Origin of the sequence: Microbacterium sp. (genome assembly GCF_031180975.1) — a bacterium.
Classification (GTDB): domain Bacteria; phylum Actinomycetota; class Actinomycetes; order Actinomycetales; family Microbacteriaceae; genus Microbacterium.
On record NZ_JAPSLI010000008.1, the window covers coordinates 113,042 to 137,950 of the forward strand.

Below are 24,909 nucleotides of genomic sequence, written 5' to 3' on the forward strand. Positions count from 1 at the left end.
GACCTCACGGCAGCAGGTGGCCGGCGGCGCGGTACAGCTCGTACCACTCGGCGCGGGACAGGGTGACGTCCGCGCCCGCGGCAGCTTCCTGCAGACGGTGCGGGGTGGTGGTGCCGAGCACGACCTGCATGCCGGCGGGGTGACGGGTGATCCACGCGGTGGCGACGCCGGTCGGCGTCACGCCGTGCGTGTCGGCGAGGCGGTCGATGACGGCGTTCAGCTCGGGATAGTCGGGGTTGCCGAGGAAGACGCCGTCGAAGAAGCCCGCCTGATACGGCGACCAGGCCTGGATGGTGATGCCGTTGATCCGGCAGTACTCCACGATTCCGCCGCCGTCGCGCACGATGCTCTGCTGCTCGCCCGCCATGTTCGCCGCGATCGGCTGGGCGATGATCGGGGCGTGCGTGATGGACAGCTGCAGCTGGTTAGCGACCAACGGTTGCGCGACGGCGGTACGCAGCAGATCGATCTGCCGCGGCGTGTGGTTGGAGACGCCGAACTCGCGCACCTTGCCTGCCGCCGAAAGCTCGTCGAACGCCCGTGCCACCTCGTCCGGTTCCACGAGGGCGTCGGGGCGGTGCAGCAGCAGCACATCGATGTAGTCGGTGCGCAGCGCCTTCAGCGATCCGTCGACTTGACGCAGGATGTGCTCGTACGAGAAGTCGAACATCCCGGCATCCGGCACGATCCCGCACTTGGTCTGCAACACGATCTCCTCGCGCTGCGCGGGGGACAGCCGCAGCGCGGAGGCGAAACGGTCCTCGCACACGTGCATCGCGCCGCCGTAGATGTCGGCGTGATCGAAGAAGTCGATCCCCGCGGAGCGCGCTGTGTCGTAGAGGGTGCGGATCTCGGCATCCGGCTTGTCGGTGATGCGCATCATGCCGGCGATGACGGCCGGGGCGGTCCCCGGCCCGAACGGGACTGACTTCATGGCTGCCTCCTGTGTCGGCTCCACGGTATCGCGCTGGTTGAATGGCAGGATGCCGTTCCTCGTTCCACCCGCTCCCGTCACGCTCACCGGACGCCTCGTCGAGATGCGCCCACTCGCGCGCGAGCATCGTGACGGTCTGATCGAAGCGGTCAGCGAAGGCGACCTGTGGCAGAACGCCTGGTACACGTCCGTGCCGGCGCCGGACGGCGTCGCGGGCGAGATCGAGCGGCGCCTGGGCCTGCTCGAGAAGGGCGAGATGGTGCCGTTCACCGTGTTCGACACGTCGGGACGCATCCTCGGCATGACGACCTACTACGACCTGGCCGCCGACGTGCCGCGACTGCACATCGGCTACACCTGGAACCGTCCGTCCGCGCACGGCTCGGGGACGAACCCCGAGTCGAAGCTGCTCCTGCTGCGGCACGCTTTCGATGTGCTGGGCGTGTACCGCGTCGGGTTCACCACGCAGTGGGTGAACTTCCAATCCCGTGCCGCGATCGAGCGCCTGGGCGCCAAGCAGGACGGGGTGATGCGGGCGATCAGCCGCTACCGCAACGGCGCCCTGCGCGACAGCGTGGAGTACTCGATCATCGAGCCGGAGTGGCCGGCCGTACGCGCGAACCTCGAAGCGCGACTGGTCAAGCGGGGCTGAGACCCTCCGCCGGCAGCCTCGGCACCGCCGCGATCAGACGACGGGTGTACGGATGCTCGGGCTCCGACAGCACGCGTGCTGTCGTGCCGCGCTCCACGACCCGGCCGCCCTCCAGCACCACCATGCGGGCACACAGCGCCGACACGATCGTGAGGTCGTGCGAGACGAGCAGCATCCCGATCCCCCGTTCCCGGGCGAGACGCTGGAACAGCTCGATCACGGAGATCCGCACCGAGGTGTCCAGTGCACTGACCGGCTCGTCGGCGACGATGAGCTCCGGTCTTGGTGCCAGTGCCCTGGCGATGGCGATCCGCTGGCGCTGACCGCCGGAGAACGCGTCGGGATGTCGCTGCGCGGCGTCGGCCTCCAGGCCGACGGCCTCCAGCAGCTCCCTCACCCTGGCCTCGCGGGCGAGGCGACTGCGTTCCAGTCCGAGTGAGAGCAGCGGCTCCGCGATGGACTCCCCGACCCGCATGCGAGGATCGAGCGAGGCGTACGGGTCCTGGAACACCGGTTGCACGGCGCGACGGAAGGAGCGCATGGCGGAGCGGTCGCGCACGCGGAGCGGTTCTCCACGGAAACGCACGAGACCGGCATCCGGCACCGCCAGACCGAGCAGCAGCCGCAGCAGCGTCGACTTGCCAGCGCCGGACTCGCCGACCAGCCCCACGCTCTCGCCCGGGTCCACGCTCACCGACACGTCGTCGAGGACGACGGGTCCCCGTCCGTAGCCGAACCTCACCCCGTCCGCCTGCAGCAGCGCCGCGCCGGTCATCGTTCCCCCTCCCCCGAAGCCGTGGTCGGAGGCAGGTGCGCCTCCAGCTGACGCGACGCCGTGACGAGAGCGCGCGTGTAGGGATGCGCAGGGCTCTGCAGCACCTGATCGGCGGAGCCGAGCTCGATCTGATGACCGTGCCGCATGACGAGGATGCGGTCGGCGACCTCGGCGATGACGGGAAGGTCGTGGCTGATGAAGACGAGCGACATGCCGCGCTCGCGGATCTCGCGCTGGAGCAGCTGCAGCACGCCCGCCTGGACGGTGACGTCCAGCGCAGTGGTGGGCTCGTCGGCGATCAGCAGTTCGGGGCCAGCGGCCAGCGCCAGTGCGAGCGCGACGCGCTGGCGCTGACCGCCGGAGAGCTCGTGGATGAACGAGCGCGCGATCCGCTCGGGGGCGGCGAGCTGCACGTCGGCCAGAGCGTCGAGCACGGCCCGGCGCAGCGCATCGCCGCGCAGGCCGCGGTGACGTCGCAGCGGCCACGCCAGCTGACGCCCGATTCGCATCAGCGGATCCAGCGAGGCCAGCGGGTCCTGAAACACGGCTCCCACCACCGACCCGCGCACGCCATCGAGCCGCCGCTGCGACGCCGCGATCGTGTCCACGGGGCCGCGCGGGGTGGTGAGCGTCGCCGAGCCGCGCGCCCGCAGCGGAGGCGGCAGCAGCCCGAGCACCGCGAGCGCGGTGAGCGACTTGCCGGAGCCGGATTCGCCGATGATGCCGAGCCGTTCGCCATACCGCAGGACGAGACTCGTCCCGTGCACCAGCGTCGGGCCGTCCTCGACCTCGACACCGAGCCGGTCCAGCGTGAGCAGCACGGTCATCGGATCCCCCGCATGGTCGGGTCCGCCACGTCGCGGAGGCCGTCGGCGAGGAGGTTGATGCCGATCGCGGTCGCCACCAGCAGGATGCCGGGGAGCAGCGCCGCGGTGGGTGCGGCCGTGACCGTCGCCTGCGCCTCCTGCAGCATCCTCCCCCAGGACGCGTTCGGCGGCGGCGACCCCAGCCCGAGATACGACAGCGATGCCTCGGTGACCACCGCGCCGCCGAACTGGAGGGCGAGGGGGACGATCAGCGTCGGCCAGATGTTCGGCAGCACGTGCCGGACGATGATGCGCGGCATCCCCGTGCCTGCGGCCTGCGATGCGGTGATGTAGTCCATCGCCAGCACGCGGGAGGCGGCGACCCGGGTGAGCCGGGCGATGACCGCCGCCCCGGAGAGGCCGATCGCGAGGATGGCGGACTCCAGCGACGCCCCACGCCAGGCGACGATCAGCATGGCCAGCAGCAGGGTCGGGAATGCGATGGCGATGTCGAGCAGGCTGGCGATCAGGTCGTCGACCCAGCGCCGGGCGACGGCGGCGGCGAGACCGAGCACGACGCCGACCAGGGTGGCGATCAGGATCGAGCCGATGCCGACGGTCATGGCCAGGCGCGCCCCGACCATGAGTTGGGAGAACAGGTCGCGGCCGAGCCGGTCGGTTCCCGCCCAGTGTTCAGCCGACGGCGGCTGCAGGCGCCCGCCCTGCGTGTCCTCGATGCCGTACGGCGTCCACACCAGCGACACGAGCGCGACGATGCCGATCACGCCGATCAGCACGCCGCCGGCGGTGAGGTTCACCGAACGGAGCAGGCGCGGCCGACGGCGCACCGCGGCGGTCGTGGTGGGCAGGGCGACGCTCATGCGGGTTGTCCCGCGGAGTCGACGTGCAGCGATCGGCGAAGCCGCGGGTCGAGGATGCGCTGGACGACGTCGGCGGCGAAGCCCAGCGACAGCACCAGCGCCGTCGAGAACAGCACGATCCCCTGAACGCTGGGGAAGTCCTGCTCCTTGATCGCCACCAGAAGCATGTCGCCGAGGCCCGGTAGCGCGAACACCCGCTCCACGATGACCGCGCCGACGAACGTCGTCGACAGCTGGATCGCGAGGATGGAGATCACCGGCACGACCCCGTTGCGAAGTCCGTGCCGCCACAGCGCAGTGCTGAAGCTCTGGCCGTATGCGCGGGCGGCGCGCATGTACTGCTGGCCGAGGACGTCCAGGGTCGCGCTGCGGACGTAGCGCGCCAGATCGCTGCCGGCCACGAGCGCGATGGTCACGACGGGCAGCGTCAGCGAGGTCAGCGCGGCGGCCGGATCGGCCCAGTCGCTGCGCGGGAAGCCTCCGGCGGGGAGGATGCGGGCGTTGAGCGCGAGGACGGCGATGAGGATGATGCCGACCCAGAACGCCGGTACGGCGACACCCAGCTGCGCGAAGGCGGAGAACGCCGTGCCGTACCAGGTGCGCGAGCGCCAGGCAGCGATGAAGCCGACCGGCAGCGCGATCGCGACGGAGAGCGCGAAGGCCAGGAGCGTGAGCGGCACGGTGACGTTCATCCGGCGGAGGATCTCGTCTCCGACCGGCAGGTTGCTGGTGAACGATGTGCCCAGATCCAGCCGCAGCAGCTGCAGGATGTAGTCGGCGAACTGCTCGTACAGAGGGCGATCTACACCGAGTCTTGCCGCGGCCGCGGCGACCTCGGCATCCGTCGCGCCGACGCTGATCAGCGCGTACACGGGGTTGCCGAGCACGCGCAGCACGACGAACAGGACTGTCACTGCGAGCGCGAGAGCGAGCAGCAGCAGTCCTGTCCGTCGGACCAGGTATCGGACTATGACGACGTCCTCTCGATCCCGGAGACGTAGAACAGTGAGTTCAGGCCGTTCTTCGGCACGCCGGTGATGCCGTCCCGCGCGATCCGCAGCTGCGGGTTGAGGTACAGCCACACGCTCGCGGCGTCGTCGGAGATGCGCTGGTTCGCCTTCTTGATCAGCTCGATCTGCTGCTCAGGGCTTGAGGCGGCCTCCGCCTGCGCCAGCCAGGTCTGCACCTCTGGGTCGTCGTAGCCCCAGTAGAACTCCGGGTCGCCGTAGAAGTTGATGTCCCGGTCGTTGACGTGGCCCATCAGGGTCGCCTGGAAGTCCTTCTCGGTGTAGATCTTCTGGTACCAGTCGTCGTTGGTGATGATGTTGATGTCGGCCGTGATGCCGACCTTCGCCAGCTCGCTCTTGACGAACTCCGCGACCGTCGGGTGCACGTCGGTTTCCGGCGTGTCGATCGTGAAGGTGAACCCGTCGGCCAGCCCGGCCTCGGCGAGGAGCTTCTCGGAAAGCTCCGGGTCGTACGGATTGTTGTCGGCCAGGTCGATGTACCACGGCTCGGACGGCGGCACCATCGATCCGATCAGCTCGCCACGGCCGCCCCAGATGGCGTCGAGGAGCTTCTCGCGGTCGATCGCGGAGTAGATCGCCTTACGCACCCGCTTGTCGGAGAACGGCGCGATGCGGTCGTTGAACGCAAGGATCTCCTTCGTCGTCGAGGTGCCCTCGATGATCTGGAATCCGCCGCCCTCGAAGTCAGCCACGCTGTCGGGATTGGTCTGGGCCGTGATCAGGTCGACGGCGCCGGTCAGCAGCGCGTTGTTCAGGGCCGTCGGGTCGGAGTAGTACTGGTACACGACGCCGCTGTTCAGCGGCTTGTCGCCCCAGTAGTCGTCGTTGAGCGCGAGCGTGATCGAATCGCCCTTGCGGTAATCGTCCAGTCGGTAAGGACCCGTGCCGTCGGCCGTGGTGCTGAGGTCGCCCGCCTCAGGGTTCACGATCCAGACATAGCCCAGGTTGTACGTGAAGCTGATCGACGGCTGCTTCAGCGTGACGCTGACCGTCTTGTCGTCCACGACGTCGACGTGGTCGATCACGCTGAGCTGGCGTTTGCGTGCCGCGAGGGACTCCTCTCCGATGAAGCGCTCCAGGCTGTATTTCACGGCGTCGGCCGTGAGCGGGTCACCGGAGTGGAAGGTCGCGTCGCGGAGGGTGAAGGTGTAGACCAGGCCGTCGTCGGACACCTCGGTGTCCTCCGCGAGCAGGGGCTCGACGGTCGCGTCGTCGGTGATCGCGAAGAGCCCCTCGTAGACGTTGCCGGTGAACACCTCGGTGACGCCGGAGCTGCCCCCGAACACCTGGTCGAGGATGGTGGGCTCGTTCGGCGATCCCACCACGATGGGTTCGTCGGATGCCGGATCTCCGGCATCCTGCCCTGCGGGGGAGCCGCACCCGGCGAGCACGAACAGCGCCGCGGCGGTGAGCGCCGCGGTGGCGGAGCGGACAAATCTCATAGGGGGTCCTTCGGGTCGGAGCGGGGGCGGCGGCGGGGTGGTCCGCCGTGGCGGAGCGATCACGGTGATCAGAGGGAGAATCCGTCGGCGAATCGCACCCGGCGTTCACCGGCGCGCACCGCGAACGGCAGGCGGTTCTGCATCGGCGGCAGCGGGCAGTTCATCTGGTCCGAGAACCCGCACGGCGGGACGGTCGCCCGGTTGAAATCGAGGGTCACCGGCACGCTGTCCCCCGGGCGCAGCCGCGCCGTCTCGGCGGGATGCTCGAGGAACAGGAACCGTCCGGCGCCGTACGTCTCCGTGCCGTTGGTCGCATCGCCGAACACGAGCTGCAGCTGCGAGCGGCCGTCCTCGCGCGTGTCGAAGGCGTTGAGACGGTACTCGCTGCCGTCGAACTCGAACACCAGGTCGCCGGTCACCGGCAGGTCGCGCGAGGCGCCGCCGTCACGGATGTGCTCGAACGGCACCACGCGTGTCTCGTCCACGAGCTCGAAGCGCGCCGGAAGCACCCACGCCGGGTCATACGGGTAGCGCTCGATGTCTTCGAACGCGCGTTGCGCCGGCGAGTCCTGGAGCCAGATGCGGTAGCCCTCCTGCGGAAGGCCTGTGTCGATGTCGCTCCGGCTGAGCCGAGTGAGCCGGGCGTGAGCGGGGTACCCCGCGCGAGCGGACTCGTCATCGACAGCGGGGGCACCGGGTGCACTCCAGTGCGTCTTGACGAGCGAGAGGGCGCCGAGCGGGCCTGTCACCGCCTCGCGTCGAGCGGCGACCCACAGCGCATGGTCTTCGGGCGTGGAGGTGATCACTGTCATACCGAAGCAGAACGCGACGGGATCGGCGAAATTCCGTGTCGGTGTGTTTCAGCGTGGCGATAACGTGGAGCCATGACCGCTCCGATCGATCCCACCGGCACCTCGGCGTGGGCCGAGCTCACCGCCCTCCGCGACCGTTTCACCCCGGACCTGAGGGGCTGGTTCGCCGCCGATCCGCGTCGCGCGAAGCGGCTCTCGCTGCCGTTGGCCGACCTGCACGTCGACCTGTCGAAGAACCTCGTCACCGACGAGATCCTCGCGGCTCTCGTGCGGCTCGCCGAACAGACCGGCGTCGCCCAACGCTACGCCGCGATGCTCGCCGGGGAGCACATCAACACCACCGAGGATCGCGCGGTGCTGCACACGGCGCTGCGGCGCCCCGCAGACGCCTCGCCGGCGCTGAAGGTGGACGGCCAGGACGTCGACGCCGACGTGCAGTCCGTGCTGACCGCGCTGTACGCGTTCGCCGCGCGGGTGCGGTCGGGCGAGTGGCTCGGGGTCACGGGCAAGAAGGTGACGCACGTCGTCAACATCGGCATCGGCGGGTCCGATCTCGGACCGGTGATGGTGTACGAAGCGCTGCGGCCGTACGCGGATGCCGGCATCCAGGCGCGTTTCGTGTCGAACATCGACCCGACCGACATCGCGCAGAAGACCGCCGACCTCGATCCCGAGACGACGCTGTTCATCGTCGCGTCGAAGACGTTCACCACGCTGGAGACACTCACCAATGCGCGGCTCGCCCGCGACTGGCTGTGGGACGGTCTCACCGCGGCCGGCGCCATCGGCGACGACGAGGACAGCAAGGCGGATGCCGTCGCGCACCACTTCGTGGCCGTGTCGACCGCCCTGGACAAGGTCGCCGACTTCGGCATCGACCCGCGGAACGCCTTCGGTTTCTGGGACTGGGTGGGCGGACGCTATTCGGTCGATTCCGCGATCGGGCTGTCGCTGGCGATCACGCTCGGCCCTGGTGTGTTCCGTGAACTGCTGGCCGGCTTCCACGCCGTCGACGAGCACGTGCGCACCACGCCGTTGGAGAGCAACGTCCCGGTGCTGATGGGGCTGCTGAACGTCTGGTACGTGAACTTCCTCGGCGCGCAGTCGCACGCGGTGCTGCCGTACGCGCAGCAGCTCAGCCGCTTCGCGGCGTACCTGCAGCAGCTCACCATGGAGTCGAACGGCAAGTCCGTGCGCTGGGACGGGTCCCCGGTGACGACCGATACCGGTGAGGTGTTCTGGGGCGAGCCGGGCACGAACGGCCAGCACGCGTTCTATCAGCTCATCCACCAGGGCACCCGCCTGATCCCCGCCGACTTCATCGCGTTCGTGAACCCGGCGTACCCGCTTCAGGACGGCGAGAACGACGTGCACGGGCTGTTCCTGGCGAACTTCCTCGCACAGACGAAGGCGCTCGCGTTCGGCAAGACGGCCGAGGAGGTGGAGGCCGAGGGCACCACCGGGACTCTGGTCGCCGCGCGCACGTTCGCCGGCAACCGGCCGACCACGTCGATCTTCGCTCCGTCGCTGACTCCGGCGGTGCTCGGTCAGCTGATCGCGCTGTACGAGCACATCACGTTCACCCAGGGCGTGGTGTGGGGCATCAACTCGTTCGACCAGTGGGGCGTCGAGCTCGGCAAGCAGCTGGCGCTGCAGATCACCCCCGCGATCGAGGGCGAGGAATCAGCGATCGCGGCGCAGGACCCGTCGACGAAGTCCCTTCTGGCCTACTACCACGCCCACCGCGCCCGCTGACGTCGACTGCGGCTTCCGCCGCGAGGCCTCGCTCCCTCGCCCCGCGAGCCCGCGAGACTTCTCTTTCAGCGCGAGACGGGATGCCGGCGGCCCCGTCTCATGCCAGAAGATAAGTCTCGTTCCCGGCATCCGCTTGAGACTTCTCTTTCAGCGCGAGACGGGATGCCGGCGGCGCGGTCTCACGCTGGAACGGAAGTCTCGTGGGTGAGGGGGTCAGGCGCGGCGGAATTGGGATGCCGCGGGGCAGTCGAACGGGTCGCGCGCGGCGAGGCCGACGCGGTTGAGGTACGCGATGACGATGCCGTACGAGCGCAGCAGCGTCGTCTCCGTGTACGGCACGCCGTGCGTGGCGCAGTACTCGCGGACGATCTCGCGGGCCTTCGACAGATGGATGCGGGGCATGTTCGGGAACAGGTGGTGCTCCACCTGGTAGTTCAGGCCGCCCATGAGCCAAGTGGCCCACCAGCCGCCGGAGACGTTGCGGGACGTGCGCACCTGCTTGGAGAAGAAGTCGAGCTTCGCGTCCGGGGCGATGATCGGCATGCCCTTGTGATTGGGGGCGAACGATGCGCCCATGTACACGCCGAACACGGCGAGCTGCACGCCAACGAAAGCGAACGCCATGCCCAGCGGGAGCATCAGGAAGACGGGGATCAGCACGACCGACAGGCGCACGGCGATGAGCGCGAGTTCGGTCCAGCGGCCCTTGACCTTGCCGGGCGTGACGAGGTGCTTCACGCTCAGGTAGTGCAGGTTCAAGCCCTCCAGCGTCAGCAGCGGGAAGAACAGCCAGCCCTGCTTGCGGGTGATCAGGCGCACCAGACCGCGCGAGCGGGCGGCATCCTCGTCGAGGAAGGAGATGGTGTCGACCTCGATGTCGGGGTCCTTGCCGACCTTGTTCGGGTTGCCGTGGTGGCGGGTGTGCTTCGAGTCCCACCACGCGTAGCTCATGCCGACGACGCCACTGGCGAGCATCCGCGCCAGGCGGAAGTTCGCCGGGCCGGAGGCGAGGATCTGGCGGTGGGCCGCCTCGTGCGCGAGGAAGGCCACCTGGGTGAAGAGGATGCCGAGGGCTGCCGCGATCAGCAGCTGGAACCAACTGTCACCGAGCAGGACGAAGCCGGCGATGCAGCCGGCGAAGCCAACCGCGATCGCTGCGCCGACGGCCGCGTAGAAGAGGCGGGCACGCCGCAGCAGGCCGGTTTCGCGGACCACGTGCGAGACGTCGCTGTACGCGCGCGCCATCGGCGGGAACTCGTCGGTTCCGGAATAGGTCTGACGGATGGGGCCGAGTGTCGCTGTCGTCGGTTCGAGCTGGGTGAGGGTCAAGGCCTTCTCCTGCCGATCGTGAGCCCGTGAGCTGCGGAAGCCAAAGGCGGGGCGCCGATCGCTCCTTTCAGGCTACGCGCACCCGTATACGAGAGCCGGCATACGCACGGGAATCGGGCGACATCGCCGTGACCATTGACTGACGGCTCGTCGGACGCTAGGGATGGGTGTATGAGCGACCTGCCGCTGATGAAAAGTCTGGATCAGCTGGCAGCCCTGGTACGCGCCGAGTCCGGACTTCACGTTCGCTACTCGGAAGGACCGGAGCACGACGCCACGGAGAGCAGCATCGACACCGAGAGCGGGCTGGAGCTGCCCGGCCTGTCCGTCAATCCACTCGATCCCGAACCGTGGTGGACCCGCCCGCTCGAGGACTGGCTGGCCCGACAGCTGTGCCAGTACCGGCATCTCGCCGAGAAGAATCCCGACCGCTACGCGTGGGTTCTGCGCGGAACACTGGCGGGGCGCGGTCCGGATTGCGAGCCCCTCCTCAGCGACGTGGAGGCGGTGGCGGATCTGAGTGAGGTGCTGCTTGAGGAAGCGCAGGAGCGATATCTGCGAAACTTCAACGCCGGGAACGGGCCGGAGTGAGGCGAAGGCGAGGGCGAGGCGTGCTGGCGATGCGATGCGGGATCTTCTGCACGCCTTTGATCAGGCAGCGGGGGCCGCGGGGGCCCCTCCCAAACGGAAGCGGTCCAGCGTCTTCACCCACGGAGCAGGATCGATTCCCCGTCCGGTCACCCAATCGTCGTCGTAGTAGGTGGACGCATAGCGGTCGCCCGTGTCACAGATCAGTGTGACGATGCTTCCTTGGCGACTGGACGCGCTCATCCGAACGGCGAGCTGAAGCGCGCCCCAGAGGTTGGTCCCCGTCGACGGTCCCACGCGCCGCCCGAGCAGATCCGATGCCCAGCGCATCGCCGCGACGGACGCCCCGTCAGCGACCTGGATCATCTCATCGATGAGGTTCGGCACGAACGAGGGCTCGACCCGCGTGCGGCCGATGCCTTCGATACGAGACGGCGTGCAGGTGACGAAGCCAGTGTCCTTCCGCCGCCACCCCTCGTAGAAAGCTGATCCCTCCGGGTCGACCACCGCGATGTTGCTGCCGATCCCCTGGTATCTCGCGTGGCGGGCGATGCAGGTGCTCGTGCCGCCGGTCCCTGCTCCCACGACGACCCAGTCCGGAATCGGATGCCGCTCCCGCGACATCTGGCCGAACAGTTCGCTCGCGATGTTGTCGCGCCGCCAGTCGGTCGCCTGGCTCGCGTAGGTGAATTGATCCATGAAGTATCCGTCCCCCCCTTCGGCGAGTCCCTGCGCCGTACCGACCACCTCGGTCGGGTCGTCCACGACGTGCACGCCGCCACCGAAGCGCCTGATGAGGGCGATCTTCTCCGGGCTCGTCGCGCGCGGGAGAACGGCGACGAACGGCAGGTCGAGGATCTGCGCGAAATACGCCTCGCTCACAGCCGTGGAACCGCTGGATGCCTCGATGATTGTGGTGCCCCGACGGATGTCGCCGTTGCAGAGCCCATGCATGAAGAGCGAGCGTGCGAGTCGGTGCTTCAGGCTCCCTGTCGGGTGCAACGACTCGTCCTTCAGGTAGAGGTCGACACCTTCCAGGCCCTTGACGCGGAAGGGCAGCAGCGGCGTCCAGCCACTGCGGCCGGCTTCCGCCTCGAGGAGTTCCAGTGCGTGGCGCACCCAGCGCCGATCGGAGCGGCTCGGGTTCGAGGGGGCCTCTGAAACGGCGGCGTGTAGCTGCATGTCGTCCTCTTCCTCGCGTTCTCAGGTGCAGGACAAGGTGGCACCTGCGCTTCACCCAGTGTGAAACCGGGATGGGCAAACGGCGAGCGAGAGAAACGGATGCTGATCAAATCAGCACTTATACATAAGAGCTCGCGGCGATGACGTCAGCGGCTTCCTTCAGCGAGGCGAGCACCTTGGTGACAGCCGGCGAGCGTCGTTGCGCGCGCAGCACCGTCGCCGTCACGTGGCGATGTCTCGCAGGCAACAGCGGCCGGGATCGGAGCTTCGGATGCTTCACGAACGACTGAGTCATGTGCGGCATCACCGCGAGCCCGAGCCCCGATACGACGTAGCTCTGCACCGCAAGGTTGTCATCGGTGGTGATGTCGATGCGGGGCGAGAAACCGGCGTCACTGCACGCGTTCACGAATTCCTGCCGGCACCGCACGCAGCCGGCGACCCATCGCTCGTCCCGAAGCTCCGACAGTTCGATCTGCTTCCGCCGGGCGAGGGGATGATCATCCGACAGCATCAGCATCATCGGTTCCTTCAGCAGGGGGAAGCTGGTCAGCTGCGGGTCATCCGCCTCCGGCCCCGGCTGGTCGTCATATCGGAAGGCGACGACGACGTCGTACTCACCGGCGCGCAGGCCCTGCAGCGACTCGGGCGGCTCCGCCTCGAACAACTCGATCTCGATCCCCAGTTGTCGAGAGCGCAACCTCGAGATGGCGGCGGGGACGAGAGTCGCGTTCGCGCTGGGAAACGCGCAGACCCGCACGCGCGCGTCCTTCAGACGGGTGACGGCCGCGATCCGCTCCTCGGTGGCGCGGAGCTCGGCGAGGATCTCCCCCACACGGGACGCCAGTACCTCGCCCTGCTCACTGAGCTTGAGCCCGCGGCCCTCGCGGGCGAACAGGGTCGTCTTCAGTTCTCGTTCGAAGGCCTTCATCTGCTGGCTGACCCCAGGCTGGGTGTAGCCGAGTTCGCGTGCCGCCCCAGCGAAGCTACCGATCCGGACGACGGCCTCGAAGGTCAGAAGCCTTTGTGTGTCGAGCATGCACGAAGTATAAGCGCAGGTTTGATATGAGCAAGAAGATTGCCATTTGATGTTTGCCCGGATACGCCCATGATGAAGTGACCGCAACACCCGAAGCGGTCCGAGCGCGTACGAGCATCGAGGCTGGTGCGCACCGCCACAGCATTCGAAGGAGAAGGCAACATGGCCTCGACAAGAGCGGAATCACCGCACGACCGCGGCGTGCGGCTGCGCGCGATCAGCGGCAGCGTCATCGGCACGGCGCTGGAGTGGTACGACTTCTTTCTGTACGGCACCGCCGCCGCGCTGGTGTTCAACGTCGTGTTCTTCCCGACGGTCGACCCGCTCATCGGCACGCTGCTGGCGTTCGGCAGCTTCGCGGTCGGCTTCATCGCCCGCCCGATCGGCGCGATCGTCTTCGGCAACTACGGCGACCGCATCGGGCGCAAGAAGATCCTGATCATCACACTCATGATCATGGGCATCTCGACCATGATCATCGGCATGCTTCCCGGCTACAACACAGTCGGGATCTTCGCGCCGATCGCCCTGACGGTGTTGCGCTTCGTGCAGGGGTTCGGGCTCGGCGGCGAATGGGGCGGCGCTGTTCTCATGTCGCTGGAGCATGGCGACCCGAAGCGGCGCGGCTTTGCGGCCAGCTGGCCGCAGATCGGTGTGCCACTGGGGCTCCTGCTGGCGAACGGGGCGCTGACCGTCATGCTCTGGATCACCGACGAGGAGGCATTCCTGGCCTGTGGCTGGCGCGTGCCGTTCCTGCTCAGCGCGGCTCTCATCGCGATCGGCCTGTGGATCCGGCTTCGCGTGACCGAGTCGCCCGAGTTCGAGAAGTTGGCGGCTGAGGGCAAGCGGGTCAAGATCCCGATCCTCGAGGTCCTGCGCAGCCAGAAGCGAGAGCTGCTCATCGCCACCGGCTCCCGCATCGGCACCGACGTCGCGTTCTACATCTTCGTGCTGTTCGTCGTCACCTACCTCACTCAGATGGTCGGCGTGGACCAGGCCACCGCGACGCTCGTGGTGCTGATCAGCGCCGCGACGATGATCCTGTTCATCCCGGTGTTCGGCGCGCTCTCCGACAGGCTGGGCCGACGTCCTGTGTACCTCGGCGGGGCGATCGGGGCGCTTGCCTGGGTGTTCGCGTTCTTCCCGCTGCTGGAGACACAGAACCTCGCGCTCATCATCGTCGCGGACTTCGTCGGCATGCTCTGCTGGGCGGCGATGTACGGCCCGCTCGCCGCGTTCACGACCGAGCTGTTCCCTGCGAACGTCCGCTACAGCGGCGCATCGCTCGGCTATCAGCTCTCCGGCATCCTGGGTGGCGCGCTGGCGCCCATCATCGCCGTCTCCCTTTACGGACGCTTCCAGAGCTGGGTGCCGATCGCGGCGTACGTAGCGGCCATGCTGCTCATCACCGTCGTCTCGGTGCTGGTTGCACGGGAGTCTTGCCGGGACACCCCTGAGCTCGCCGCGGCACCGGTGGAGGTGCAGTGATGGCCACGTTGACCCACCGGGACGTGCTTCGGAATCTGCAGGACGCCGGACATACTCTCCCCGAGATGCAATCCGCGATCGCCGCCTACACACCCGCGCTGCGGGTGGGCGCCCTCGCATTCACCTCGGGCCAGCTGCCCCTCATCGACGGAAGGCTGCCGGTCGCCGGAAAGGTGGGCTACGGTGCCGGCCTGGTGGATCCGGCCACGGCGACCGACCTCGCGGCACGTTGCGCGCTGAACGCCTTGGCCGCGCTCGCAGTCGCGGTCGGCGACCTCGGATGCGTGTCGCGGGTCGTGAAGGTGACCGGCTTCGTCGCGAGCGATCCCGACTTCTCAGAGCAGTCCACCGTCGTCGACGGCGCGAGCACCCTGCTGCACCAGGCATTCGGCGATGCCGGCGTCCACACGCGCTCCGCCGTAGGCGTCGCGGTGCTTCCGAAGGACAGCCCGGTCGAGGTCGAGCTCGTCGTCGAGCTCCACCCCGCCTGACGATGAAGAATCCGAGTTCCCGCACCAGCGGGTGTCAACAACAACACTGATTGGCGGTACAGCAATGACCTGGGACGAAACCTATTCCGAGGGCTTCTTCGGCCCGACCACGGGCTCCCTCCTCATCAAGAACCTGCGGGGAGTCGTCACCGGCCGCCTCGGTGACCCCCTTCGCGAGGTGGAGACGATCCGCGTCGTCAGCGGCCGCATCGAGCAGATCGGCGGAGCGGCGGATGCTGAGGCTGATGTCGTGATCGACGCGAATGGAGCCGTGGCGCTGCCCGGTCTGTTCGACACGCACACCCACTTCGCGATCGGCGACTTCAACCCGAAGCAGAACACGGTCGGCTTCATTGAGAGCTACATGCACGGCGGCGTCACGTCGATGATGTCAGCGGGCGAGGTGCACTTTCCGGGACGGCCCATGGACCGCTTCGGCGTCAAGGCCGTCGCCGTCGCGGCGAACCGCTCGTTCACTCTCAACCGCCCCGGTGGCGTCCGCATCCACGGCGGCTCGCTGATGACCGGTCCGTACATGGAGGAGGAGGACTACGAGGACCTCGCCCGGCAGGGCATATGGCTCATGAAGGTCGGGTTCGGCGGGTTCAACAAGCCGACGGATGCCGTGCCGCACGTGCGCTGGGCGCAGGCGGCGGGCTTCGTGGTGATGTCGCACTCCGGCGGTGCATCGTCGGTGCCCGGGGTGGCGCCGATCACGGTCGACGACTTGATCGCCATGGCTCCTGACATCGCCGGCCACATCAACGGCGGCACCACGAGCCTGCCGGAGCTTCATGTCGAGCGGCTCGTGAAGGAGTCGACCGCGGCACTGCAACTGGTGCAGGCCGGCAACCTGTCGGCGAGCCTCCACATTCAGCGGCTGGCCGCCGAGAACGATGCGCTCGACCGCGTGATCCTCGGCTCCGACACCCCGTCGGGCACCGGTGTGATGCCGCTCGCGATCATCAAGACGATCGCCGAGCTGTCGTCCATCGGCGGCGTGCCGGCGACCGACGTCATCGCCTATGCGACGAGCAACGCCGCCCGTGTGCTGCGTCGAGAGGAGGGCGTGCTCGAGGACGGGCGCCCCGCCGACATCGTCCTCGTGCAGCAGCCCGTGGGCGGACCCGCAGACCACCCGATCGACGCTCTGAACCGGGGTGACATCACCGGCATCGCGAGCGTCATCATCAACGGCCAGATCCGCGCGCTGCGCAGCCGGAACTCGCCCGCGCCGATCCGGGAAGTAGAGGTGCAGCCGCACCGCTGAGTGGACGGGGTGGGCGGATGGCGGGGAGACCCGGCATCCGCCCACCCTCACGCCACGCGAACAGTGACTATGATCCGCCCGACGCGATCGGCGACTCGGCTTCGCGGGGCGCGCGGAAGCGGCGCCGGTACTCGGTCGGCGTCGTCGCGTACTCGTCTGCGAAGTTCTGCCTCATCGTGATCGGGCTGGCGAAGCCGCAACGTGCGGCGATGGCGTCGACGGGGAGGTCGGTCGTCTCGAGCAGACGCCTCGCTTCCTCGACTCGCCGCTCGCGCACCCAGGTCGCTGGGGTTGTCCCTGTCGATTCCTTGAATGCACGGATGAAGCTGCGTCGGCTCATATGCGCGGCACGTGCAAAGTCATCGACGCCCAGCCGCTCGTCCAGATGCTCGATCGCCCAGTCCAGCGCCTCCGCGATCGGACTGGTTCCGTTGCGCTGCGGCACCGGGCGCTCGATGTACTGCGCCTGGCCGCCACTGCGGTGCGGGGCGACGACGAGGCTGCGGGCCACGCTGTTCGCGGCCGCCGTCCCCAGCCGCGAGCGCACGATGTGCAGGCACGCGTCGATGCCCGCCGCCGTGCCCGCCGAGGTGAGAACGTCGCCATGATCGATGTACAGGACGGTGCGGTCCACCGCGATGGTTGGATGCCGATCATGAAAGGCATCCAGCGACTGCCAGTGCGTCACGGCCGCGCGCTCGTCGAGAAGCCCGCTGTCCGCGATGGGGAACGCCCCGAGGCAGAGGCCAGCCACCGCGGAACCGCGTGCGTGGGCCGATCGGAGCGCCGCCACGAGCGCGTCGGCTGGCGTACGCCGGTCGTCGTGCCAAGACGGGATCACAATGAGATCGGCTTCGACCGCCGCGGAGAGGTCCGACACCCCGCCGATCCGGTAGCCCTCCGCAGTCGTGATCTCCGACCCGCTCTCGTTGAACAGCACTGTCTCCCACTGGCCCAGTCCCTGCCGCGCGACCTCGCCGAACACCATCTGCGGAACCGCGAGGTGGAACATCGTCGCGCCGTCGAAGGCGTAGACCGCTATCCGCATGTTGTCCTGTCCGCCTCGCTTTGGCCTGATTCCATCGTTGCTTTGCACTCGTGCCAATTGTGCCACTGGAGAAGCCGGGAGAGGCTGTGAATGCGAGGTTTCCCTCGCCGCCCGCAACTACCCGAACCAGGAGGAAGCATGACCGCTCCCCGCCGCGCACTGATCGTCATCGACCCGCAGGAGGAGTACTTCACCGGACTGCTCCCCATCCAGCATCCACCTCGTGACGAGTCCGTGCAGCGCATCGCCGCTGCCATCGATGCGGCCAGATCCGCCGGTATCCCGATCGTCATGGTGCAGCACTCGGCGGGTGACGAGGCGCCGGTTTTCAACCCCACAGCGCCCGGTTTCGCCCTGCACCCCTCGCTCGAGGAGCACGACTCGTCGACCTGGAAGCGCGTGACCAAGAGCTACAGCTCCGTCTTCCCCGGCACGGACGTCGAGGAGTGGTTGCGCACGGAGGGTCTCGACACGATCACGCTGGCGGGATACATGACGAACAACTGCATCCTCGCGACCGCCGTGGAGGCCGAGGCTCGCGGGATCGCCGTCGAGGTCCTCTCCGACGCGACCGGTGCGATCGACATCACCAACGAAGCCGGCTCGGTCAGCGCCGAGACCGTACACAACACGCTGCTCGCCTTGCTGCACTCCAACTTCGCCGCTGTCGCATCCACGGAAGCATGGTCGAGCGCCGTCGCCTCCGGCGAAGGCCTGAACAAGAGCAACCTGGTCGAGTCAGCGGCCGCCGGCGCGGCAGCGTTCGCGTGAACGACTCGACAACGCAAGAACGCTCGTCGCGCGCGCCCGTCTTCGGCACCGCCCCGTTCGCCCTCTCTGTGCTCGACGGTGGCCTCACCGGCATCGGCCACTCCGCGCAACAGTCCCTGGAAGAGGTCGTCCGCGCGGCGAGGCTGGCCGATGACCGGGGCTACCGACGGTTCTGGATGTCCGAGCACCACGCCATGCCGGGCGCAACGATCGCCTCGCCGCAGCTGATGATCGCCCGGCTGATCGGCGAGACGCGGCGCATCCGGCTCGGTGCCGGCGGAGTGATGCTCCCCAACCACGTTCCGCTCATCGTGGCGGAGCAGTTCGGGATGCTGGAGGCTCTCGCACCCGGAAGGATCGATCTCGGAGTCGGACGGGCACCCGGTACCGATCCCGCGACGGCGGCCGCGCTGCGCCGACCGTCGGCAAGCGACGACTTCGCAGCTCAGGTGGACGAGCTGCTCGCATTCCTCGGCGATGAGTTCCCGGCGGGGCACCGCTACCACGGCGTGCATGCCGTACCCGGCCCGTGGCAGGACGTGCAGAACGAGGTGCCGCGCGCCACCCAGGGAGCGAATGTGTGGATCCTCGGGTCTTCCCCGTATTCGGCGCTCGTCGCAGCCCGGCTCGGCCGACCCTACGCGTTCGCTCTGCAGTTCGGCAGCGCTGACGTCCTGAACGCGATGAGCCTGTATCGGCAGCACTTCCGGCGATCCGCGGTGCTGGAGCAGCCGTACGCCCTGGTCAGCGTCGGCGTCGTGGCGGATCACGATGAGCGCGAGGCGCGGCGCCAGGCGTCGACCACGGCGATGGCCATGATGCGCATGTTCCAGAGGGAGCCGTTCGCGTACCCTTCGCCGGACGACGTCGAGGCCTTCCCCGCCTCCTCGCACCAGCGGGCCTTCCTCGACGAGTGGACTGATCGCACTATCCACGGTTCCCCTGCTCACGTCGCGGCACAGCTCGAAGAGCTCCAGACTCTCACCGGCGCGGACGAGCTCATGCTCGTCGTCGGCTCGCACTCGCTGGCGTCACGGTCGCGCACGATCAGGCTGATGGCCGACCACTATCAGGCCGGCGAGCAGACCTGATCTCGGTCGGCGGGCCGACCGTCTAGGCGAGCGAGAGGAAGAGCTTCTCGAGCTCCTCCTTCGTCGGCCCGTCGGGCTGATCAGCCGGTTGACGACCTTGTGCTGGGCCGCGTCCACCTGGCCGATCATGCCGCCCTCCCCTCATCCGCCCCATCGACCTCGGTCTCGACCGTGAGGACATCGCCCGCGCGATCCCCGAGGATCGCACGCAGTGTCGTCATCCCACCCCCGAGCGAGGCCGAGTCGAAGCCTGACTGCGCGAGACGCGGCCGGCGAGATCGAGCTGAACGGCGCCGCAATCGCCCTGGCCACCGACGGCGAGTTCGAGCTGGCATCAGGACGAGCGCATCTCGGTGCCGCGCGCTCGCGCGGTTCTGATCTCCCGCGCCGCCTCCGTGCAGATCAGTGGCACCAGCCGCCTGTTCATCGTCGCCGACTGACCGACGGCGATGAAGCGGCCGCCCGTCGCCGGGCGGCCGCTCAGTGCTGCCAGAGGGTCAGCGCACCACGCAGGAGCGCTCGTTCTCCCATCCCCAGCCGTCGCCGTCGGGGTCGGATGCTGCGCTCGCGCAGTACGGGTAGCCGTTCGGAGCCGTGCCAGAGTCGGTGCCCGAGCCCGTCCCGCTTCCCGTTCCCGTCGCGCGGATGTCGTCGAAGACGACCGTCCCGGTCAGCGGCGCGCCGTCGTTGTGGTTGATGAAGATGTTGAACTGTGTCACGCGGCTCAGGTCGTCCGCGGTGAGCCGGCGGTCGGCGTTGCCGGTGTCCCACGGCGCGGGGCGGAAGTCCCCGAACGGCACCGTGACCGACGTCGCCTCAATCCCCTCGAGCGACGGGTACGCCTCGTAGGCGACGCCACCCGCGACGAGCTGCAGCACAAGCTTGTTGGCGCTGCCGTCGGGGCGGTACCAGAGCGACAGCTCGCCGAACGCGGACCAGTCGGTCTTCAGCGAACGGTTCAGGCCCGTGTACGACTGCAGACCGAAGTCGTAGCCGAGCGCCAGTGCGTGCTCGCCGGAACCGACCGGGTCGTCGGTCAGGGTGAGACGGTTCGACCCCACCGAGCTGTAGGCCGATCGCAGGTCGTCACTGTCGAGGTACGCCTCGAAATCATCGACGACGCCGGGGGCCGCCGCGGGACGCTCCCCGAGCGCCAGCCTCTGTGACAGCTCGAGGCTGCGCTTGCCGTTGAGCTCGGCGTGCACCGTCAACGTGCCCACTCTGTTGTCGAGCCATGACGCGTCGACGCGCAGGGTGCCCAGGTGGTACCCGCTCGCCGGGTCGAAGGTCAGCGGCTGCCGCTCGCCGTCGTTCAAGGTGAACCAGGCGTCGCGCACCTTGGCGTCGCTGATACGCACACGCACCTGTGCCTCGGTGGTCGTGAGTCGCTGGCCGGCTGTCGGCGAGACGACGTGGATCGCCGCATCGTGCGCCACGGTCTTCACCTTGGTGCCACGCACGCGCTTCTGATCCAGATCGCCTGCGAAGAGCGTTGCAGGGTCGGCATGGAACTCGCGGAAGTCGGTCAGCAGCTCGTGTTCGGGCGCCGACCCGGTCGCCGGCACCGGCACGAAGAACTGGTCGGTTCCGAAGTTGGTCCAGGTCATCATGTACGCGATGCGCCTGGCGTCCGCGTCCGCCCGGATGGCCTCGAGCAGATCGGTGTACCAGGTCAGGTCGGGGTTCTGTCCGTTGGGCTTGAGGGCACCGCTCATGCCGAACTCGGTCAGTGCGGACACCTTGCCCCGCTCGTCGGCGATGCGCGCCACCATGCCGAGGTCGGCGACGATCTGGTCGGTCCACTGCTCGGAGCCGCCCGTGCCGTCGTAGTTGTCGATGCCGAGCACGTCGACGAAGTCGTCGCCGGGATAGGCCGCGAGGTACGCCGCCTCGTCCCCGGCGAAGCCACCGCCGGGCGAGTAGGCGAAGAGCAGGTTGTGCACATCCTTAATGTCGCGCAGATACTCGACGGTGTAGCGGAACAGCTCGGCGTACTGCGAGGCGGAGGCGTGAGCCGCACCCCACCAGAACCACGAGCCGGCGTTCTCGTGGAAGGGCCGGAAGATGATCGGGATGGCCCGGCCGTCGGCGTCCGTCGACTCTGTCGCGATCCGCGCGACCCGGTCGAGGTAGTCGTTGAGCTTCGCATTGTGATCGCCGCCGGGCAGGATGCGGGCGACCACGTCGCCGGACGTGTCGCCGTAGTTGCCGCCGGTGACGAAGTTGTCCATGTGGGCCGACATGGTCTGGATGGTGCCGAGGCGATCGGCGGCCCGGATCTTGCGGACCGTCTCGGTGAGGCTCTGCTCATCGGACTCAGGACTGGGGGTCGATCCGAAGCCGAGGCGGCTTGCGTCCCAGCCGATCACAGCCGGGAAGTCGCCAACCGCCGCGTTCACGTCCGAGTCGGTGCCGCTCGCGCCGACGGGATCGAATGTGAGTCCGTACTCGGTCGACTGCTGGTGCCCGAACAGCACCCCGTCACCGCGCCCCTCGCGCAGATAGTCGAACAGCGACGCGGTGCGAGCCGTAGCATCCGGATCGGCGATCTCGATGCGAGACGGCTTGCCCGCTGCGGCGGGCTGGGGAGCGGCGCCGGCGGCGACGGCGCCGCTCAGCGCCAAGACGACGCCGAGCACGGATGCCGTGGCGGCGCGCATCCTGTACCGACGGCGGACGGCGGTGTTCGCGGTCATGATGTTCCTCTCAATGGACGGGAGCGGGGTGCGCCTCGGTCCACTGGCCTGTGCCGTGGTCGAAGCAGCGGGTGTTGTCGATGCGGGGACGCTCGGTGAAGCGCAGCGCGCCGCCGGAGTGAAGGCGCTCAGGGTCGGGGGCGGCCTCGGCGAGCAGCTGGGTGTACTCGTGCTGCGGGTTGAGGATGACGTCGTCGGCCGGCCCGCGCTCGACGACTCGGCCTCGGTAGAGCACGAGGATCTGGTCGGAGAAGTGCCTCGCTGTCGCCAGATCGTGGGTGATGTACAGCACGGCCAAGCTGTCTTCGCGCTGCAGTCGAGCCAGCAGGTTCAACACGCCGAGACGGATCGACACGTCGAGCATCGACACCGGCTCGTCGGCGACGAGCACCTGCGCGCCGGGAGCGAGCGCGCGGGCAATCGCGACGCGCTGACGCTGACCTCCCGACAGCTCGTGCGGTCGGCGCTGCGCCACCTCCTCGGCCGGGGTCAGACTCACGCGCTCGAGCAGCTGCTGCACCCGCTCGCGGGTCTCGGCGGCGCCAGAGGTGCGGCCGTGGATCCGCAGCGGCCGCGCGATGTGGTGCTCGATCGTGTGGAACGGGTTGAGCGACGCGAACGGATCCTGGAACACCATCTGCACGTGACGCCGGTAGGCGGCATCCGGGATGGTCGACCCGTCGTCCGCGTGGAGCTCGATGCTGCCCGAGGTGGGGCGCTCGAGGCGCATGAGCGTCTTCGCGATCGTCGACTTGCCGGACCCCGACTCCCCGACCAGTGCGACTGTGCGGCCGGGCTGGAGGTCGAAGCTCACTCGGTCGACGGCGCGCAGGGTGCTGCGGTGAAGGCCGGAGCGCACCCGGTAGTCCTTCACGAGATCGCGAACCTGGATGCCGGTCACAGCTGGCCCTCCTCGACACCGGTGCGGATGAACGAACCCCGTTCGCCCGACAGACTCGGGAACGAGGTGAGCAGCTTCTGCGTATATGGATGCTGCGGATCGCGGTACAGCGTCGCCGCATCCTCGAGCTCGACGATCTCGCCCTCGAGCATCACCGCGATGCGGTCGCTGATCTCGAGCAGCAGCGCCAGGTCGTGCGTGATGAAGACGACCGCGAAGTCGAGCTCGTCACGCAGCCGCACGATCTCGCGCAGGATCTCGCGCTGCACCACCACGTCGAGCGCGGTGGTCGGCTCGTCCATGATCATGATCTGCGGCTCGAGCAGCATCGCCATCGCGATCATGACGCGCTGGCGCATGCCGCCGGAGAGCTCGTGCGGGAACGCCCCGATGCGGACAGGGTCCACGCCGACTCGGGAGAGCACCCCCTCGCTGCGCCGGCGGATCTCGGCGCGGCTGATGCCAGGACGGTGCGCGCGGAGAGTGTCCGCGAGCTGAGCACGGATGGTGGTGACGGGGTTCAGCGCGTTCATCGCGCCCTGGAACACCATCGACAGCTTCGCCCAGCGGAAGGCTCGCAGCTCTTCGTCGTCGAGTGCGAGCACGTCGACGTCGGCGCCGTCGCGGTCGTGGAAGACGATGCTCCCGCCAGCGATGCGCGCCGGGGGACGGTGCAGCCGGTTGACGGCATAAGCGAGCGTGGTCTTGCCGCAGCCCGACTCCCCGGCGAGGCCGAGGATCTCGCCCCGGCGCAGGGTGAGACTCACGTGGCGCACGGCCTCGACGGGGCGCTCGGCCTCGTACACGACGCTCAGATCCCGCACGGTGAGGGCGGCCGGTCGATCCTGAAGCGGAGTGGTCATGGCGTCTCCTCCTTCGCCGAGCCCGTGCCGGCGCTGCGATGGCGACGGCTGAGCTGCCGCTCGAGTGCGGCGGCGCGTGCCGCGCGCTTGCGGTGCAGACGGGCGTTCTTGAGCTTGGGGTTGATGATCTCGTCGATCGCGAAGTTGATCAGCGACAGGCCCATGCCGAGCAGCGCGATCACGAGTCCCGGCGGGATGAACCACCACCACGCGCCGAGCGAGAGCGCGTAGCCGTTCTGCGCATAGAAGAGCATGGTGCCCAGGGTCAGCGAGTTCGATGCACCGAGGCCGATGAACGACAGCCCCGTCTCGGCGAGGACGGCCGCGACGACCGAGAAGACCAGCTGCGAGGCGATCACGGGCAGCAGGTTGGGCAGGATCTCCACGACGATCACCCGCCACGAGCGCTCGCCCGCGACGCGGGCGGCCGCCACGTAGTCGCGGTTGCGCACCGAGAGCGTCTGCGCGCGCAGCACCCGGGCGGATGCCGCCCAGCTGGTCAACGCGAGCACAAGGGCGATGCTCCAGATGCCGCGGCTCTCGCGGGGCACGAATCCGGCGATCACGATCACCAGCGGCAGGCCGGGGATGACGAGGAAGACGTTCGATAGCAGCGAGAACAGCTCGTCTGCGAAGCCGCCGCGGTATGCGCCATAGATGCCGAAGAAGCACGACAGGGCGGTGGCCAGCACACCGACGATGATGCCGATCTGCAGCGATGAGCGGGTGGCGTGCGCGAGCTGGGCGAGCACGTCCTGCCCGGTCTGGGTGGTGCCGAGCAGGAACTCGCCCGAAGGGCCGGTGAGACCCTGATCGCGGATGGTCGTCGGGTCACCCACGAGCAGCGGACCGATGACGCCGAGCAGCGACACCGCCAGCACGAGACCGATGCCGACGGCCAGCCACGGGGTCATCGTGGGCAGCATGGCACGCCAGCCGGAGCGGCGCTTTCCGCCGGGCTGTCGCGAGCGGATCGCGGCGGTGCCGAGATCGGGTGAGGTCGGTGCGGCTTCTGTCAGCGGTGCGCCGCCACCGGGGATGCTGGTCATTGCGCCGGTACTCCGTTT

23 protein-coding genes are annotated in these 24,909 nt (G+C 68.4%); 8 read left to right on the forward strand and 15 right to left on the reverse strand.

Annotated elements, in window-relative coordinates; translation table 11 throughout:
• Window positions 1–4 precede the first annotated feature (4 nt).
• Complete coding sequence (locus tag RIF65_RS11875) at window positions 5–934, reverse strand: aldo/keto reductase (protein WP_309065713.1); 930 nt, start codon at window positions 932–934, stop codon at window positions 5–7.
• A gap of 49 nt (window positions 935–983) precedes the next feature.
• Here RIF65_RS11875 and RIF65_RS11880 point away from each other — a divergent pair, with 49 nt between their 5' ends.
• The gene (locus RIF65_RS11880; RefSeq protein ID WP_309065712.1) at window positions 984–1,586 is read left to right on the forward strand and encodes a GNAT family N-acetyltransferase; all 603 of its coding nucleotides are present in this window, start codon (window positions 984–986) and stop codon (window positions 1,584–1,586) included.
• Here RIF65_RS11880 and RIF65_RS11885 read toward each other — a convergent pair.
• The 6 genes from RIF65_RS11885 to RIF65_RS11910 all read right to left on the reverse strand — a co-directional run bounded on the left by RIF65_RS11885 (window position 1,573) and on the right by RIF65_RS11910 (window position 7,330).
• Window positions 1,573–2,361, reverse strand: coding sequence for an ATP-binding cassette domain-containing protein (locus RIF65_RS11885; protein WP_309065711.1), 789 nt, complete (start codon window positions 2,359–2,361; stop codon window positions 1,573–1,575). The two genes, RIF65_RS11880 and RIF65_RS11885, sit on opposite strands and share 14 nt — an antisense overlap.
• A complete protein-coding gene (locus RIF65_RS11890; RefSeq protein WP_309065710.1) occupies window positions 2,358–3,188 on the reverse strand; it encodes an ABC transporter ATP-binding protein in 831 nt (276 codons plus the stop codon). Before RIF65_RS11890 ends, RIF65_RS11885 begins: the two co-directional genes overlap by 4 nt.
• The gene (locus RIF65_RS11895; protein WP_309065709.1) at window positions 3,185–4,048 is read right to left on the reverse strand and encodes an ABC transporter permease; all 864 of its coding nucleotides are present in this window, start codon (window positions 4,046–4,048) and stop codon (window positions 3,185–3,187) included. The genes RIF65_RS11890 and RIF65_RS11895 overlap by 4 nt, the downstream gene beginning before the upstream one ends.
• Entirely contained in the window at window positions 4,045–4,962 is a 918-nt protein-coding gene (locus RIF65_RS11900; protein WP_309065708.1) for an ABC transporter permease, read from the reverse strand. Before RIF65_RS11900 ends, RIF65_RS11895 begins: the two co-directional genes overlap by 4 nt.
• Before the next feature lie 53 nt (window positions 4,963–5,015).
• Complete coding sequence (locus RIF65_RS11905; protein ID WP_309065707.1) at window positions 5,016–6,518, reverse strand: ABC transporter substrate-binding protein; 1,503 nt, start codon at window positions 6,516–6,518, stop codon at window positions 5,016–5,018.
• A 68-nt stretch (window positions 6,519–6,586) separates the two neighbouring features.
• Window positions 6,587–7,330 (reverse strand): DUF1684 domain-containing protein, encoded by a 744-nt coding sequence (locus tag RIF65_RS11910; protein ID WP_309065706.1) that lies wholly within the window; start codon window positions 7,328–7,330, stop codon window positions 6,587–6,589.
• Window positions 7,331–7,402: 72 nt separating this feature from the next.
• On the opposite strand from RIF65_RS11910, the gene pgi reads away from it, so the two are divergent.
• Window positions 7,403–9,085: a glucose-6-phosphate isomerase gene (gene pgi / locus RIF65_RS11915; RefSeq protein ID WP_309065705.1), complete on the forward strand. Its 1,683-nt coding sequence runs from the start codon at window positions 7,403–7,405 to the stop codon at window positions 9,083–9,085.
• 213 nt (window positions 9,086–9,298) lie between these two features.
• On the opposite strand, the gene RIF65_RS11920 is transcribed toward pgi, so the two are convergent.
• Window positions 9,299–10,414: a fatty acid desaturase family protein gene (locus RIF65_RS11920; RefSeq protein ID WP_309065704.1), complete on the reverse strand. Its 1,116-nt coding sequence runs from the start codon at window positions 10,412–10,414 to the stop codon at window positions 9,299–9,301.
• Between the two features lie 171 nt (window positions 10,415–10,585).
• Here RIF65_RS11920 and RIF65_RS11925 point away from each other — a divergent pair, with 171 nt between their 5' ends.
• Entirely contained in the window at window positions 10,586–11,005 is a 420-nt protein-coding gene (locus RIF65_RS11925) for a DUF6098 family protein (protein ID WP_309065703.1), read from the forward strand.
• A gap of 60 nt (window positions 11,006–11,065) precedes the next feature.
• On the opposite strand, the gene RIF65_RS11930 is transcribed toward RIF65_RS11925, so the two are convergent.
• Window positions 11,066–12,184 (reverse strand): PLP-dependent cysteine synthase family protein, encoded by a 1,119-nt coding sequence (locus RIF65_RS11930; RefSeq protein ID WP_309065702.1) that lies wholly within the window; start codon window positions 12,182–12,184, stop codon window positions 11,066–11,068.
• Between the two features lie 118 nt (window positions 12,185–12,302).
• Window positions 12,303–13,313, reverse strand: coding sequence for a LysR family transcriptional regulator (locus RIF65_RS11935; protein WP_309065701.1), 1,011 nt, complete (start codon window positions 13,311–13,313; stop codon window positions 12,303–12,305).
• Window positions 13,314–13,385: 72 nt separating this feature from the next.
• Here RIF65_RS11935 and RIF65_RS11940 point away from each other — a divergent pair, with 72 nt between their 5' ends.
• The 3 genes from RIF65_RS11940 to RIF65_RS11950 all read left to right on the forward strand — a co-directional run bounded on the left by RIF65_RS11940 (window position 13,386) and on the right by RIF65_RS11950 (window position 16,472).
• Window positions 13,386–14,711: an MFS transporter gene (locus tag RIF65_RS11940; protein WP_309065700.1), complete on the forward strand. Its 1,326-nt coding sequence runs from the start codon at window positions 13,386–13,388 to the stop codon at window positions 14,709–14,711.
• Window positions 14,711–15,202, forward strand: a complete 492-nt coding sequence (locus RIF65_RS11945) for a RidA family protein (protein ID WP_309065699.1) — start codon at window positions 14,711–14,713, stop codon at window positions 15,200–15,202. The genes RIF65_RS11940 and RIF65_RS11945 overlap by 1 nt, the downstream gene beginning before the upstream one ends.
• A gap of 64 nt (window positions 15,203–15,266) precedes the next feature.
• Window positions 15,267–16,472 carry an amidohydrolase family protein gene (locus tag RIF65_RS11950; protein WP_309065698.1) on the forward strand — a complete coding sequence of 402 codons (1,206 nt, stop codon included), beginning with the start codon at window positions 15,267–15,269 and terminating at the stop codon, window positions 16,470–16,472.
• A gap of 67 nt (window positions 16,473–16,539) precedes the next feature.
• Here RIF65_RS11950 and RIF65_RS11955 read toward each other — a convergent pair whose 3' ends face one another.
• A complete protein-coding gene (locus RIF65_RS11955) occupies window positions 16,540–17,637 on the reverse strand; it encodes a GlxA family transcriptional regulator (RefSeq protein WP_309065697.1) in 1,098 nt (365 codons plus the stop codon).
• Between the two features lie 21 nt (window positions 17,638–17,658).
• Between RIF65_RS11955 and RIF65_RS11960 the strand changes: the two genes are divergently transcribed.
• A complete protein-coding gene (locus RIF65_RS11960; RefSeq protein ID WP_309065696.1) occupies window positions 17,659–18,291 on the forward strand; it encodes an isochorismatase family protein in 633 nt (210 codons plus the stop codon).
• Complete coding sequence (locus tag RIF65_RS11965) at window positions 18,288–19,382, forward strand: LLM class flavin-dependent oxidoreductase (RefSeq protein ID WP_309065695.1); 1,095 nt, start codon at window positions 18,288–18,290, stop codon at window positions 19,380–19,382. The genes RIF65_RS11960 and RIF65_RS11965 overlap by 4 nt, the downstream gene beginning before the upstream one ends.
• A gap of 497 nt (window positions 19,383–19,879) precedes the next feature.
• Here RIF65_RS11965 and RIF65_RS11970 read toward each other — a convergent pair whose 3' ends face one another.
• From RIF65_RS11970 to RIF65_RS11985, 4 genes are read right to left on the reverse strand one after another with little or no spacing between them, the layout of a single operon-like run.
• Window positions 19,880–22,078, reverse strand: a complete 2,199-nt coding sequence (locus RIF65_RS11970) for a glycosyl hydrolase (protein ID WP_309065694.1) — start codon at window positions 22,076–22,078, stop codon at window positions 19,880–19,882.
• 10 nt (window positions 22,079–22,088) lie between these two features.
• Window positions 22,089–22,979, reverse strand: a complete 891-nt coding sequence (locus RIF65_RS11975; protein WP_309065693.1) for an ABC transporter ATP-binding protein — start codon at window positions 22,977–22,979, stop codon at window positions 22,089–22,091.
• Window positions 22,976–23,842 (reverse strand): ABC transporter ATP-binding protein, encoded by an 867-nt coding sequence (locus RIF65_RS11980; protein WP_309065692.1) that lies wholly within the window; start codon window positions 23,840–23,842, stop codon window positions 22,976–22,978. Before RIF65_RS11980 ends, RIF65_RS11975 begins: the two co-directional genes overlap by 4 nt.
• On the reverse strand, window positions 23,839–24,891 hold the full coding sequence (locus tag RIF65_RS11985) for an ABC transporter permease (protein ID WP_309065691.1): 1,053 nt from the start codon (window positions 24,889–24,891) through the stop codon (window positions 23,839–23,841). The genes RIF65_RS11980 and RIF65_RS11985 overlap by 4 nt, the downstream gene beginning before the upstream one ends.
• Window positions 24,892–24,909 lie beyond the last annotated feature (18 nt).